Source organism: Aminipila terrae (assembly GCF_010120715.1).
In the GTDB taxonomy this organism is placed as follows: Bacteria; Bacillota; Clostridia; order Peptostreptococcales; family Anaerovoracaceae; genus Aminipila; species Aminipila terrae.
The window spans coordinates 1,479,704-1,493,860 of sequence record NZ_CP047591.1 but is presented as its reverse complement, the minus strand read 5'-3'; the positions used below and the strand labels follow the sequence as shown (position 1 = coordinate 1,493,860).

Genomic DNA, 14,157 nt, shown 5'->3' with positions numbered 1-14,157 from the left:
TTCCCCCTATTCTTTAATAAGTAATATAAATTTGTTTTAATTTCCTGACAGCAAATCCAGCAGGCCAATGGCCATAGCCGCCTCTACCACAGGAACGGCTCTTATGACTACACAGGGATCGTGCCGGCCTGTAATATGGAGTATCTGGTTGGTCTTATTACTGAGGCTTACTGAATGCTGCTCTTTTGATATAGAAGGGGTAGGCTTAAAGGCAAGCCGGCAGATGAGAGGCATTCCTGAAGAAATCCCTCCTAATATTCCCCCATGGTTGTTCGTAACTGTTTTCACGGTATTTCCGTCCATAAAAAAGGGATCGTTGTTCTGTGAACCCCGTAAAGCAGAGCATTGAAACCCATTACCAAATTCGATTCCTTTAACAGCTGGTATACCAAAAAAGATTTGAGATAAATGACCTTCTATGCTGTCATACATAGGACCGCCAATACCTACAGGAACCCCCAGGGCGCAGCATTCAACAACTCCCCCTACAGAATCTCCTTCTGCCATAGCAGTCTGAATCACATCTCCCATAGCGTAACCTTTTGTTTCGTTCAGTACAGGAAAAGATTTTTCCCTGAGAGAAGCAAAGTCTTCCGTCCTAACCAATACCGGGTCAAAAGGAGTATCATGAACTGTACCAATGGAATATATATGGGCACCTATAGATATGCCCCAGTCCTCAAGAAGCTGGAGGGCAATAGCGCCTGCAATACATAAAGGTGCTGTCATTCTGGCTGAGAATGGGCCTCCTCCGGACATATTTACTGAATCGCCATATTTAACCGATGCAGGATAGTCTGCATGAGCAGGCCGGGGAATGTCCCGGAGTGCAGCATAATCACCAGAGCGGGTATTGGTGTTTTCTATTATAATAGTCAAAGGTTCTGAGGTGGTCTTTCCATGGGAAAGGCCCGACTGAACAACAGGAGTGTCCGGCTCTTTCCGGGGAGTAGTAAAAGCACTGTTTCCAGGAGCTCTGCGGGCAAGAAACTTTTTCATCCTGTCAAAGTCAATGGCTATACCTTCTGGAAGGCCATGGATCGTTACGCCAATATGGTTTTCGTGTGAACCACCAAATATGGTCACTTTCAGATTTTTCCCAAAGGAAGAGGAAAGCGTAATCATTTGTTTTGTAGTACTATTTGTATCAGAGCACATTATATTTACCTCCTAAATGGGCGAAATCCTGAAAAAATTTAGGGTAAGATTTATTTACAGCTTCTGTTCCCTGGATAATAACCGGTTCGGTGCAAAGGATAGAAGCAATAGCAGCAGCCATGACGATACGGTGATCATTGTGACCATTAACCCAGCCACCTTTTAACTTTCCAGTCCCATGAATAACAAGGCCTTCAGGAAGCTCTGTTATGTTGCCTCCCAGATGACTAATCATTTCATATACTGTGGCTAATCTGTCGCTTTCCTTTATCCTTAACCTTCCTGCGTTTATAATTTCTGTAGTTCCCTGACGTGAAGCCGCCAGAACGGCTAAAACGGGAACTAAGTCTGGAACGTCAGATACGTCAAATACAAGTTTTTCATTACTGTGTCTGGTTTTTCTGACTGTTTCTACAAAGGAGAGAATTTCTTTGTCCCCCTGGGCAGAATCCGGATTTAAATGGAGGCAGGTAACGGAAGGAGTGCTGACGTTATGAGCTAAACAGGACAAAGCATCTGCAACAATAAAGAATGCAGCATTGGACCAGTCTCCCTCTGCTGAAACTTTTCCAGGAGAGATATATTGCTGATTTCCCTTTATAATAAACGAATAGAGTGGTTCATCCTGAACCTGTGGTGCTTTATAAACTTCAATGATAATCCCGAACAGTTTAAGAACTTCCAGAGTAAGCATGACGTAAGAAGAAGACTCCAGGTTGGAAGTAATGTTGATTGTGCTGTTTTCTTTCAGTAAAGGTAAGGCAAATAACAACCCCGTTATATACTGTGAACTTACATTACCAGGCAGATTATAAACGCCGCCCTTTAGCCTGCCCGTTACAGTAAATATCTGTTGGGTATTCCCAGTGCTATTTTGAGGGGAATCAGTTCCTTTAGTAAAGGTACATCCATGGGACTCCATCTCTTCTTTAAGAGGAGAAATAGGCCTTTCAGGAAGTCTGCCGGCACCTAAGAAGACGGCTTTGTCTTTTAACGCCATAGAGAGAGGCAGCATAAATCTTAAAGTTGAGCCACTTTCGTTACAGTTAAAGACAGGGAACAAATCGTTTAGTTGCGATAAACAATTTTCTGTAGCTTCCAAGTCCTCATTCATATCAGATATACTTACCTGACAAAAATCAGCGCAGAGGGAAGCAGCAATCATCAGTCTGTGGGCGTGGGATTTTGAACTTATAGAATGAATACAGCCTTTTAAGGGGCCTGGTGTAATTTTTATATTCATAAAGCTGTTCTCCAATAATAAAAAATAAAAAATAAAATATGTGAAACTATAAACCTGCGCTGATAAAAGTTTCCAGGTCTTCGATATTTATCTTTTTTAAATAGCAATGGCCGATATAGTCTGGTAAAACCAGGGTTATACTTTTCCCAGCACGCTTTTTATCTTTCAGAGCTACCTGAGTGAGTTCTGCTGCGGTAAAAGGGCAGGCAACCGGGAAATTAAACTTGTTCAACATATTCTCTATTTCCAAAGAACAGTCCATTTTGCAAAGCCCCAGCTTATAGGAAGCTTTGGAAACAATAAACATACCTATGGCAACAGCATGCCCGTGGGTTATAGCATAATTGCTGCATTTTTCCACAGCATGCCCGATGGTATGACCGAAATTCAGCAGCTGTCTCACACCCGTATCCCGTTCATCTTCCATAACAATATCTCTTTTTATAGTGACACACTGATTTACTATTTCAATCAAAACATCCGAAGAGACGTTGTTTTCAATATCCTTTTGTGATGCTTCAGAGCTGGGAAAAAGGTCATGGTTATGCAGCATAAGAGTGTCAAACAACTCTCTGTTAATTATGGCACCATATTTTATGGCCTCTGCAACTCCATCCAGAAATATTTCATAGGGAAGAGTCGAAAAAGTATTGCAGTCGCATAGCACTAATGAAGGCTGCCAGAAAGCTCCCGCCAGGTTTTTTCCACCTTTCAGGTTAACGCCAGTTTTTCCACCTACAGAAGAATCAACTGCGGCTAAAAATGTAGTAGGAAGCTGTACAAACCGGATGCCTCGAAGGAAAACAGAAGCAGCAAAACCTGCTACATCACCAGTGATGCCGCCCCCAAGGGCTGCAATGGCATCACTTCTGGTGAAATCATTTTCAGCCATATATTCTAAAATAGAACTTACCGTAGTAATATTTTTGGACTTTTCTCCGTGTTCAAACACAAATACATATACTTCAAAGCCCGCGGCAACCAGGGAGTTAAAAACCGTATCTTTGTAAATTCCAGAAACTACATCATCCGTAACAATGCAGACTTTACCGGGCTCAATAACTTCAGAAATATATTTGCCTGCATTTGTGAGTAAATCTCTTCCTATTAACATTTCATATTTTCTTGAGGCATTAATCTGAATTTTTTCCATCAAAATTTTTCTCCATCTATTAACATTTTACGTTCTTTTCCATCCTTTAAAAGCTGGCTGAGAGTATCCGCATCTTTTTCTTTTATGGCCTTACTGTATTGCCCGAGCCTTTCAATGATTCCATCAATTTCTTCCGCCAGGTACTCAGGATTATCAAGGAAAAGTTCTGTCCACATAGTTTCATTCAGCTTGGCAACCCGGGTGAGATCTTTGTAGCTGCCTGCAGAAAAACCTTTATGCTCAAGAGCAGAAGGGCTTTTTATATAAGCATTGGATACCACATGAGCAAGCTGTGACGTAAAAGCAATAACCCTGTCGTGCTCCTCTGGAGTAGAAATCTGAGTATTGGTAAAACCAATGTTTTCACAGAGCAGCTTTATTTTCTGGACATCTTCGATCCGGGTTCCTTTTACAGGAGTCAGAATCATAGATGCATTGTTAAACAGAGCCTTTTTTGCATGGGTGAAACCTGCATGGGCAAGACCAGCCATGGGGTGGCCTCCCATAAATATAAATCCATTTTCCCGGGCTACTGGTTCCAGAGCTTCACAGATTACTTGTTTTACACCGCAGCAGTCAAGGACCATAGCCCCTTTTTTTATCATGCCTGCATGGGATTTCACAAAGTCTATGGTATCCTGGGGATAAAGGGCAACTATTAATAAATCGCAGGTGGAAAGTAGCTCAGCCGTAAGGGCTTCATCAATGGCACCCACTAAAATGGCTTTTTTTATGATCGTATCCTGAAGATCCAGACCAAAGACTTTATAAGGTGTATTTTGTTTTATTGCCTTTGCCATAGAACCGCCTATGAGACCCAGGCCGATTATACCAATATTCATTTATTTCGCCCCCTTAAAGCTGTAAGGCAAAATAGCCTTTACTGCATCAGCAACATCTTTAAAGGCTTCCGGTGTCAGAGACTGAGCTCCATCACAAAGAGCATGGGCCGGGTCATTGTGCACTTCAATCATTAATCCATCTGCACCGCAGGCAGCTGCAGCAAGAGCCATTGGCTTGACTAATCTTGCTATGCCTGTAGCGTGACTGGGATCCACAATGACAGGTAAATGCGTCAGAGACTTTAAAAGTGGAATACTGGCCAGATCCAGAGTATTTCTCGTAGAAGTCTCGAAAGTACGGATACCTCTTTCGCAAAGGATTACATTGTTATTTCCGCCAGCCATGATGTACTCTGCACTCATAAGAAATTCCTGTAATGTGCTGGAAAGTCCCCTTTTTAACAGAATCGGCTTTTTTAAGGTACCCAGCTCTTTTAAAAGTTCAAAATTCTGCATGTTTCGGGCACCAACCTGTATTACGTCAACATTCTCAAACAATGGGAGATGTGATATATCCATTACTTCAGTCACAATTGGAAGACCAGAAACCTTTTTTGCTTCCAGTAAAAGATTTATCCCTTCTTCTCTCATACCCTGAAAGGCATATGGAGATGTTCTTGGTTTAAATGCTCCACCTCTGTACAAGGTTGCACCTGCTTCTTTCACAGCCAGAGCAACCTGGCAGATCTGTTCTTCTGATTCAACAGAGCAGGGACCTGCTATAATCTGAAAATTCCCGTCTCCAAGTTTCACTCCATTGATGTCTACCACTGTAGAATCCGGGTGAAATTTACGGTTTGCGTTTTTATAAGGCTCCTGTATTCTTTTTACTGTTTCTACAATGTCAAGTGCATTGATCAATTCCATATCAACACCAGAGGTGTCACCAATTAATCCAATAAGAGTCGTGTTGGCACCTTCACTCATATGGATGCCGAGATTCATACTTTTCAGCCAAGATAAAAGATTATCTAATTGCTTCTTATTTGGGTTGCTTTTTAAAATAATTACCATATTGTTATCCTCCAAAACTAAAAAAAATCCGCAAGTGAATTTCACCTGCGGACTCTAATTTCTATCTTAATTTGCTTTAACAGATTTTCATCTTGTTAAACCAGAGCGCCCATATTTGCAGAGAAATTCAAATAAGCCTTACTTCTAAAGTAGAAAGTAAAGCTAAAATAAAAATATTCAACTGCCCAACTAATAACGTTTTTCATGGACTTACCCTTTCATTTTTGTTCTCATTCACTAAAAAATTGTGATAATATGTTTGATTATACAACATAATAAAAGTATTGTAAAGATATTTTTGAAAATTATCTTTTTTGTTCATTGACGTTTATCAGGAATAAAATGTATAATCTAAAATAAGGTATAAAGGTATATTCAATTTCGAAAGGTAACGAAGTAATGTCGCATAAAAAAAGGCATACATGTGCAGCTGTATTAATTATTATGATAATTATTTTCAGCAGTTTTATACCATATACTTCCCATGCAGAGGGGAAAAAACAGGCAGATATAGTAAGAGTTGGATATTTTCAGCTGGACGGGTTTAACGATGTCTCCCGGGATGGGCATTTCAGTGGATATGGGTATGAATATTTAATGGAAATCGCCAAATACACAGGATGGAATTATGATTTTGTATACAAAACCAAAGATCCGGCAACAGGCACGGAACATCGGCTGACATATGCAGAAGCACTTACAATGCTTGAGAATGGCCAGCTGGATGTAGTTTGTAATGTTGGAAAAACTTTAGATACTGAAAAACGTTTTATGTTTCCAGCTTTTCCTTTGGCAGAGGATTATGGACTCCTGTCTGCACGCCAGGATAATATGAAATATAACAGACAAAAACTGCAAACTCTTGAAGGAATAACCATTGGAGTTCTGGCAGGAAGTTCACGGAACAATGAAATTGAAGAATATTTCAAAGAGAACAACGTTCATGTTAAATTAGCCACATTTTCTACTGTTGAGGATATGAAAACTGCTTTGATTAGAACAAAGTCGGTGGATGCAATATATACAAGCAACATGAGGCAGCTGGAAGGGGAACAGATGATTCTCCGATTAGATCCAGCCTCTTTTTATGTGGTTACAAATAAAGGAAATAACCAGGTATACAGCCAGTTAAATTCGGCTTTAGAGGAAATAACCGCTAAATACCCCCAGTTTGCTGATGAATTATATAAAAAGTACTATAATGGGCTGGATGAAAAGCGTATTTTGTGGACTCCGGAGGAACAACAGTATATTAAAACCCATCCAGTTATAAATGTGGGAGTTGATGCAAACTATATTCCCATTGAATATTATGATGAAGACAAAAATAAAGTCTCAGGCATTACAGGGGATATACTAAATGAGATAACCGCTGCTACAGGCGTGTCCTTTAACAGTATTGTATACGACAGTTTCCCGGAGATCAGTAAGGTAACGGGAAAGAAAAAGGTCCAGCTTATTTCTACCTTTGGTGCCGATTATAAATGGGCAGAAAAAAATAAGGTGCGACTTACATCTGCTTATTTAAATATTCCCGTCAGTGTTATCTCTCAGTATTATATTAAAGATTATGCTTTGCCAAACCTTAAGGTGGCAGTTGTAAAAGACTATTTTTTAACAGAGAAAATAAAGGACACAGAGAGATATAAAAGACTGATTTACTGTAACAGTATAAAGGATTGTGTTGCAGCGGTAAATGATGGCACAGCGGATATTACGTATATACCTACTTACAGTGCTGACTATTTCGGATCTCATGTAGAATATACCCGCATAAGAACTTATGCGGTGCCAGATTTTAATTATAAAATCTGTTTTGCCGTTCCTGAGGACGGAGATATAGTTTTGTATAGAATTATAAACAAGGCAATAAATAATATCCCTGAAAAGGAAATCGATAAAATTGTCTGCAATAATATTTTACTGAATGGTCCACAAGACCAACCTTTTGACTATGTTTATAAATATCCGGTGCTTACCTCTGTAGTGATCTGTTCTTTATGGATGGGCATATTTATGTTCATGTACTTTAACAGAAAGCTTGAAAAAAAAGTAAAGCAGGAAATCGATTTAAGTGATAAGAGGATTCATATTGCTTTAGCACAAACAAGTCTGGTGGTATGGGATTATGATTTGGCAAATAAGACCATCATAAGAACAAAAGGCAGTAAAATCTGGGTTGGTCTTGGAGATAAAATAGAAAATGTTCCCCAGTGCTTCATCGAAGCAGGATATGTGCATCCGGACTGTTCAGAAGAATTTTTAAAAATGTTTGACAATATATTAAAAGGAGCAAAAGTTGCATCTGGCGTTTTTAAACTAAAGAAAATAGAGATTGACAGACAATGGTCAGGTTATTATATATGGGTAGAAATCAAGATTACAAATATATTTAACGAAAGCGGAAAGCCAATCCGTGCAGTAGGCTTGGCAGAGGATGTAACAGAAAAGGTAAATGAAGAACTGAGGCTAAAGGAGAGAGCTTCCAAAGACCCCCTAACGAATCTCTTGAACAGAACTTCTTTTCAGGCCTGCGTGCAGGACTTTTTAAAAAAGGAATATCAGGAAGATTCGGTCAGTGCATTACTTATTCTGGATACGGATGACTTTAAACGGGTAAATGATACGTATGGCCATTTCTATGGGGACGAAATACTGAAAGCTATAGCGCTAAAACTAACCAGGCTGTTCCGGTCCGAGGATTTCATAGGTCGGCTGGGAGGAGATGAGTTTATTGTTTTCATGAAGAATACCAGTTCATATGAGATTGTGGAGAAAAAAGCAAAACAGATTTGCCGGGATTTGGTTTTTGAAAAGGGAGGGCTAACAACCACCTGTTCCATAGGAGTTGTGATTGTACCTAACAGATATGTAGATTATGACATGCTTTACAAATATGCAGATGAGGCTATGTATGGAGCCAAGAAATGCGGAAAATGCAGATACGTGATTTACGATGCAAGCCATATCGATTAAAAACAAAAAATAGTTGTTGACACAACTATTTTTTTTTGTATAAAATGGAAAAGTATTGAAATAATTGGAGGAATATTATGAAAAAAATTAAATTTCTTTTTTTAGCAATGATACTCAGTGTATCAATGCTTCCCTGCAGTGCATTTGCCGCCAGCAGCCCAATAAACGTAACTGTAGATGGTGTGCCAGTTAAATGGACAGATGCTGCTCCTTATGTGGATGCTAACAACCGTACAATGGTACCTTTAAGACCAATAGGTGAAGCCATGGGACTTGAAGTTGACTGGGACAACAGCGACCAATCAGTAACATTTTCCACCGCATATGACGAAAAAGATGCCGTGTCCCAGGGAGCCGTTAAAGATACGGATAATGATGGGAAGCAAGATTCTTTTCTGGGAGGTTCAGGTGTAGTTTTCACTCTTAATGAGAAGATGGCTGTTACAGTACTTCTTTATTGTAAGCTGGGTGCTGATCTGGATACGGCTGAGCCCTCCGATTCAGAGGCAGGCATTATAAATATGGATACTGCTGCAGTAATGACAAACAATAGAACTTACGCTCCGGTAAAATATCTGGCTGAATTTTATGGTTACACGGTAAAGTGGGATCAGAAAACGAATACAGTAGTTCTTACAAGTGAATAAAAAAGGAAAAACAGAAAGATAATAAACAAAAATACTGCCCCTGTAAAATACAGGGGGCAGTTTTAAAATTAGAAATGAAAATATATAGGGTTTAGAAAATTTAAGGAAGTGTAATTTCTCCTTTAAGTGCTGCCATGGCAGCGGATACAGGGGAGGCCAGATAAATTTCTACTTTAGATGTACCCATTCTCCCAAGAAAATTACGATTGTTAGTGGCAACCACTTTTTCACCATCCGATAAAATACCTCCTGCACGGCCACAGCAAAGGCCGCAGCCAGGGTGTGTTACTACCGCGCCAGCAGCAGTAAGAGTTTTTATGATGCCAGAGCGCGTGGCTTCTATAAAAATCTTGCGGCTGGCAGGTGTAACGATTAGTTTTACAAATGGGGAGATTGTTTTACCTTCAAGGATTCTGGCTGCAGCCTCCAGGTCTTCATATCGTCCATTGGTACAAGACCCAATAAACACCTGATCTATTTTAATTCCCGCAAGCTGTTCCACTGGCTTTATATTGTCAACCTGAGAAGGGCATGCCATAACTGGCACAAACTCCTCAGCCTTGTAGGTCATAGTTTTATAATAAACTGCATCCTCATCACCCTTTAAAGACTTCTCTTGTTCGGTCAGTTCAATCTGACAGTATTCAGCAGTTTTTTCATCAGGGGTAAATAATGCGCATTTTGCTCCGGCTTCAATAGCCATATTTGCTATAGTCATACGGCTGGCAACCGTCATGTTTTCAATAGTGCTTCCTGTGAACTCCAAAGCTCTGTAAGTAGCTCCATCGGCCCCTAGATCGCCTATAAGAGTCAGGATGATATCTTTAGAAGTCACGTTTTCAGGAAGCTCCCCTTCTATATTTACTTTGATTGTTTCAGGAACTTTAATCCACATGGTACCCGTTCCAAGAATACTGGCCATTTCTGTGTAGCCAATCCCTGAAGAAAAAGCGCCCACACAGCCGTAAGTGGTTGTATGGCTGTCTGTTCCAAAAACCACATTACCTGGTTTAACATAACCAGCCTCTGTCATTAGTTGATGGCAGATTCCATCGGAACGATGAACATTTTTCATGCCATATTTCTCCGCAAACGCATCGCCAGTTTTAAAGTGCCTCACATCATCCTGCTGACTTGCTGGTACAAGGTGATCATAAATCAATACCACTTTATCTGGATCCCAAAGCTTGGAAAAACCCATTTCCTCGAACTTTTCTGCCACAAAGGGTATAAATATATCATGAATCATGACTCGGTCCACATGGACTGTAACAATGTCTCCGGCTTTTACTGGAGCTGTAACGTGTGAATCGCTGAGTGCCCCTGTATGATTACTACTATTTTTATTAATATTACGGTCAACTAATTTTTCTATAAATGTCTGTCCCACAGTGCACCTCCTTTATTTTATCGGCTCCAGGCCGTTTCGTTTACGCATGGCCTGTACAAGCCCCCCAGCATTAATAATATCTACCAGATTCTGCGGAAGTGAGGCGATAGGGTATTCTTTGCCATTACATTTTATATAATGGTTCACATGTACTTCTATTTCCTGGCCTTCCTTCACTACGTCGTGAAGATCCGGGTTTTCTATCAATAAAAGGCCATTGTTAATAGCATTTCTGAAAAAAATACGAGCAAAAGATTTTGCTATTACACACTTAATATTTAAAGCCTTAATGATCTCAGGAGCCTGTTCTCTGGAGGAGCCGCACCCGAAGTTTTTTCCCGCCACTATTACATCTCCTTCTTTAATCTGCCCGGCAAGCTCTGGGCGTAAAGGAGAGAATGCATATTGTTTCATATCATCAATTGTTTTTAGTGCAAGGTAATCAGTAGGAATGATAATATCCGTGTCAATATCATCCCCCAGAACCCACACTTTACTTTTAAAAGTTTCCATCTTATACTCCTTCGGTTTCAGGATTTACTTATATCGTTTATTACCATTAAAAGATGTATCTATAACTGGTCTTCTGTTGCAATGACTCCTTTAATGGCAGAGGCTGTAACTGTAGCGGCCGAACCCAGATATACCTTGGAAGTTGGATGGCCTGCTCTTCCTTTGAAGTTTCGGGTTCCTGTACTGATCAGCACTTCCTTTTCACCAATAACTCCCTGGCAGCTGCCCCAGCACACACTGCAGTTGGCGTTCATAACAATGGCACCCGCTTCCATAAAGATTTCAATGAGTCCTTCGTCAAGTGCCTGCATATATACCTGGTTACTGGCAGGGACAATAAGGAAACGGACACTATCTGCTACGTGACGGCCCTTTAAGAGATTTGCCGCCACACGCATTTCGTCAATACGTCCATTGTTGCAGGAGCCAAGAAAAGCTTCATCAATCTTGACACCGCAGGCTTCTTTAGCAGGTATAACATCGTCCACAAAGTCCGGTTTTGCAACAACTGCTTCTATTTCATTTAAATCAAAAGTGTATTCTTTAACATAATGTGCATCCACATCACTTTTAAAGAGGTGTTTTGGTTCACGGCCATGCTCTTTCAGCCAGGCTTGAGCGGTCTCATCTGCTTCAAAAATAGCTGATTTTGCTCCGGCCTCCACCGCCAGATTGCATAAAACCATGCGGTCATTTATGCTCATGGCCTGGGCACCTTCTCCTGTGAATTCCATCACTTGATAGTTCACACCGTTTGCGCCGATTTTACCAATGATATGCAGCATCAGGTCTCTTGGATAAACACCTTTTTTTAATGTTCCTGTCAGATTAAACTTTACTGTTTCAGGAACAAGAACCCAGGAAGTTCCAGTAACCATTCCATAAAGAAAATCTGTGCAGCCCACTCCGGTACCAAAAGCCCCAAGTGCTCCGTAGGTACAGGTATGGCTGTCCGCACCAAAAATTAATTCTCCCGGGCACACATAGTGCTCCATCATAATCTGGTGGCAAACACCTTTTCCTTCCCAGAAATCAATATGGTGTTCTTTGGCAAAGTCCCGCATCTTTTTATGGGATGCAGCAGTTTTGGGATTGTCAGCAGGAACGTTGTGATCGATGATGAACACAAGCTTTTCAGGATCTGCAATCGTTGGATTCTTAATCTGCTGATTATACATATCTATGGTTAAATGTGTTGTTCCGTCATTACTCATCATACGGTCAAGAGTGACAGTATGTATATCTCCGGGCTTTACCGCTTCTACACCTGCAGCTGCAGCAATTATTTTTTCTGCAATTGTCATACCCATATTATTGGTCACCTCCAGATTCTCCGTGATGAGCTGTACTCTCCATCTCATTTAAAGAAGCAATTAATCCGCCTTTGTCCAGGATAGACTGCATATAAGGGGGAAGTTTGGTGCAGGAATACTCACTGCCACCAGTCTTTACGATACCCTCTGACAAGGATAATTCCATGGTATCCCCACTTTCAACCTGATCATATAAATCCTTGCACACAATAACCGGAAGACCAATATTAATGGCGTTTCTATAAAATATGCGGGCAAAGGACTTGGCTACAACAGCTTTTATACCAAGAGCTTTTAAAACGCTTGGAGCCTGTTCTCTGGAAGAACCGCATCCAAAGTTTTCACCACCAACCACAAAGTCTCCGGGACAGGCCTTGCTGGCAAATTCCGCATCCAGAGATTCAAAGGCATGAACCTTCATTTCTTCTATAGTTGGCAGCAGTAAATATTGTGAAGCAATGATCTGATCTGTGTCCAGGTCATTGTGAAATTTAAATATATTGCCCATAAAGGACCTCCTTTAATCAAATTCTCACTAATGAAAGGATAAATTTCACTAGTAAAGACTTTAGGCTACCGAGAATTACAGGTTTTATAAAAATTATGGTAGCATTTTGCCTGTTTTTTAGCTTGTTTTAGTCTGTTTTTACTTTTTTATTATAAAATACTACCGAAGATTTTCACTTCTGAAGATACTCGGTAGTTTTTGAGGTTATTGCTACCGAAAATCTTCATTTTAGAAAAAATCATGAGCAACTCCATATTATTCCCGATTAATAGTCAAGATTTATTTAATGGCAGCAGATACTAAATCTCCTGCTTCTTTTGTACCTACGGCCTTCATTCCTTCTGTGTAAATGTCCGGCGTCCTGTAGCCATTGGCAAGAACAGTTTTAACAGCAGCCTCTATATCATCAGCCTCATCAGACAGGCCAAAAGTATAACGAAGCATCATAGCAGCAGACAAAATAGTTGCCATAGGATTAGCTTTGTTCTGGTTTGCTATATCAGGAGCAGAGCCATGGACAGGCTCGTACATACCGAAGTTACCTTTTGCAAGACTGGCTGATGGGAGCATTCCAATGGATCCCGTTATCATACTGGCTTCATCTGAAAGAATATCCCCAAAGATATTGCTTGTAACAATGACATCAAACTGTTTAGGATTTCTCACCATCTGCATAGTGGCATTATCAATATAAAGATTGTCTAATGTCACTTCCGGATAATCTTTTGCCACATCCGCTACGATTCGTCTCCAGAGTCTTGAACTTTCCAGAACATTGGCCTTGTCAACACTGGTTACTTTCTTGTTTCTCTTCATAGCCATATCAAAAGCCACAATGGCGATTCTTCTTACTTCTTCTTCGGCATATTGCTCAATATCATAAGCAGCAGGGCCTAAATCTGTATCTTTAAAACCTTTTTCTCCAAAGTAGATTCCTCCCGTAAGCTCTCTTACCACAACGATATCCAGCCCCCTGCAACGATTTCAGGTTTAAGAGGGCAGGCCTCAGCCAGTTCGTCAAACAAAATGGCAGGTCTCAGATTGGCAAACAATCCAAGCTCCTTTCTTAGACCAAGCAATGCTCTTTCCGGCCTCTGATCCCCCGGAAGGGTATCCCATTGCCATCCCCCAACGGCACCCAGAAGAACAGCGTCACTGGCTTTACAGATATCAATGGTTTCCTGAGGCAGACATGCTCCCGTCTCATCAATGGCGCATCCTCCGGCTAAAACCTTAGTATATTCAAATGTATGATTGTATTTTTCTCCAATTTTATCTAAAACCTTAACTGTTTCTCTAACCACTTCTGGTCCGATACCATCCCCAGGTATTAATGCAATTTTATAGTTCATATTTATCTCCTTTTAATATTCTGTATATATTCACTTGTAAATAACTGT

The 14,157-nt window shown here is 40.5% G+C and carries 13 protein-coding genes; 2 read left to right on the top strand and 11 right to left on the bottom strand.

The features are described 5' to 3' along the window. Positions 1-36: 36 nt before the first annotated feature. The 5 genes from aroC to aroF are packed head-to-tail and all read right to left on the bottom strand — an operon-like array spanning position 37 to position 5,410. Entirely contained in the window at positions 37-1,158 is a 1,122-nt protein-coding gene (gene aroC, locus Ami3637_RS07080; protein WP_243158128.1) for a chorismate synthase, read from the bottom strand. Further along, positions 1,148-2,401 (bottom strand): 3-phosphoshikimate 1-carboxyvinyltransferase, encoded by a 1,254-nt coding sequence (locus Ami3637_RS07075; RefSeq protein ID WP_162361961.1) that lies wholly within the window; start codon positions 2,399-2,401, stop codon positions 1,148-1,150. The genes aroC and Ami3637_RS07075 overlap by 11 nt, the downstream gene beginning before the upstream one ends. 46 nt (positions 2,402-2,447) lie before the next feature. Further along, positions 2,448-3,554, bottom strand: coding sequence for a 3-dehydroquinate synthase (aroB, locus tag Ami3637_RS07070; protein WP_162363691.1), 1,107 nt, complete (start codon positions 3,552-3,554; stop codon positions 2,448-2,450). After that, positions 3,554-4,396 carry a prephenate dehydrogenase gene (locus tag Ami3637_RS07065; RefSeq protein WP_162361960.1) on the bottom strand — a complete coding sequence of 281 codons (843 nt, stop codon included), beginning with the start codon at positions 4,394-4,396 and terminating at the stop codon, positions 3,554-3,556. The genes aroB and Ami3637_RS07065 overlap by 1 nt, the downstream gene beginning before the upstream one ends. Next, positions 4,397-5,410, bottom strand: coding sequence for a 3-deoxy-7-phosphoheptulonate synthase (aroF, locus tag Ami3637_RS07060; RefSeq protein WP_162361959.1), 1,014 nt, complete (start codon positions 5,408-5,410; stop codon positions 4,397-4,399). A 444-nt stretch (positions 5,411-5,854) separates the two neighbouring features. Here aroF and Ami3637_RS07055 point away from each other — a divergent pair, with 444 nt between their 5' ends. Further along, positions 5,855-8,386, top strand: coding sequence for a diguanylate cyclase domain-containing protein (locus Ami3637_RS07055; RefSeq protein ID WP_162361958.1), 2,532 nt, complete (start codon positions 5,855-5,857; stop codon positions 8,384-8,386). A 77-nt stretch (positions 8,387-8,463) separates the two neighbouring features. Then, complete coding sequence (locus tag Ami3637_RS07050; RefSeq protein ID WP_162361957.1) at positions 8,464-9,033, top strand: copper amine oxidase N-terminal domain-containing protein; 570 nt, start codon at positions 8,464-8,466, stop codon at positions 9,031-9,033. Positions 9,034-9,133: 100 nt separating this feature from the next. Here the strand turns inward: Ami3637_RS07050 and Ami3637_RS07045 are convergent, their stop codons facing one another. The 6 genes from Ami3637_RS07045 to Ami3637_RS19230 all read right to left on the bottom strand — a co-directional run bounded on the left by Ami3637_RS07045 (position 9,134) and on the right by Ami3637_RS19230 (position 14,109). Further along, positions 9,134-10,423 (bottom strand): 3-isopropylmalate dehydratase large subunit, encoded by a 1,290-nt coding sequence (locus tag Ami3637_RS07045; protein WP_162361956.1) that lies wholly within the window; start codon positions 10,421-10,423, stop codon positions 9,134-9,136. Positions 10,424-10,435: 12 nt separating this feature from the next. Beyond that, positions 10,436-10,936 carry a LeuD/DmdB family oxidoreductase small subunit gene (locus Ami3637_RS07040; protein ID WP_162361955.1) on the bottom strand — a complete coding sequence of 167 codons (501 nt, stop codon included), beginning with the start codon at positions 10,934-10,936 and terminating at the stop codon, positions 10,436-10,438. Between the two features lie 59 nt (positions 10,937-10,995). Next, positions 10,996-12,297 (bottom strand): 3-isopropylmalate dehydratase large subunit, encoded by a 1,302-nt coding sequence (locus Ami3637_RS07035; protein ID WP_330586876.1) that lies wholly within the window; start codon positions 12,295-12,297, stop codon positions 10,996-10,998. Next, the gene (locus tag Ami3637_RS07030) at positions 12,248-12,757 is read right to left on the bottom strand and encodes a LeuD/DmdB family oxidoreductase small subunit (RefSeq protein WP_162361954.1); all 510 of its coding nucleotides are present in this window, start codon (positions 12,755-12,757) and stop codon (positions 12,248-12,250) included. Before Ami3637_RS07030 ends, Ami3637_RS07035 begins: the two co-directional genes overlap by 50 nt. Before the next feature lie 279 nt (positions 12,758-13,036). Further along, entirely contained in the window at positions 13,037-13,714 is a 678-nt protein-coding gene (gene leuB, locus Ami3637_RS19235) for a 3-isopropylmalate dehydrogenase (protein WP_330586875.1), read from the bottom strand. Further along, positions 13,708-14,109: an isocitrate/isopropylmalate family dehydrogenase gene (locus tag Ami3637_RS19230; protein WP_330586874.1), complete on the bottom strand. Its 402-nt coding sequence runs from the start codon at positions 14,107-14,109 to the stop codon at positions 13,708-13,710. Before Ami3637_RS19230 ends, leuB begins: the two co-directional genes overlap by 7 nt. Positions 14,110-14,157: the final 48 nt, after the last annotated feature.

Bases quoted from the DNA above. Each gene is read 5' to 3' on its own strand.
- aroC (WP_243158128.1), bottom strand. From the start codon at position 1,158: ATGTGCTCTGATACAAATAGTACTACAAAACAAATGATTACGCTTTCC.
- Ami3637_RS07075 (WP_162361961.1), bottom strand. From the start codon at position 2,401: ATGAATATAAAAATTACACCAGGCCCCTTAAAAGGCTGTATTCATTCT.
- aroB (WP_162363691.1), bottom strand. From the start codon at position 3,554: ATGGAAAAAATTCAGATTAATGCCTCAAGAAAATATGAAATGTTAATA.
- Ami3637_RS07065 (WP_162361960.1), bottom strand. From the start codon at position 4,396: ATGAATATTGGTATAATCGGCCTGGGTCTCATAGGCGGTTCTATGGCA.
- aroF (WP_162361959.1), bottom strand. From the start codon at position 5,410: ATGGTAATTATTTTAAAAAGCAACCCAAATAAGAAGCAATTAGATAAT.
- Ami3637_RS07055 (WP_162361958.1), top strand. From the start codon at position 5,855: ATGATAATTATTTTCAGCAGTTTTATACCATATACTTCCCATGCAGAG.
- Ami3637_RS07050 (WP_162361957.1), top strand. From the start codon at position 8,464: ATGAAAAAAATTAAATTTCTTTTTTTAGCAATGATACTCAGTGTATCA.
- Ami3637_RS07040 (WP_162361955.1), bottom strand. From the start codon at position 10,936: ATGGAAACTTTTAAAAGTAAAGTGTGGGTTCTGGGGGATGATATTGAC.
- Ami3637_RS07035 (WP_330586876.1), bottom strand. From the start codon at position 12,297: ATGAGATGGAGAGTACAGCTCATCACGGAGAATCTGGAGGTGACCAAT.
- Ami3637_RS07030 (WP_162361954.1), bottom strand. From the start codon at position 12,757: ATGGGCAATATATTTAAATTTCACAATGACCTGGACACAGATCAGATC.
- Ami3637_RS19230 (WP_330586874.1), bottom strand. From the start codon at position 14,109: ATGAACTATAAAATTGCATTAATACCTGGGGATGGTATCGGACCAGAA.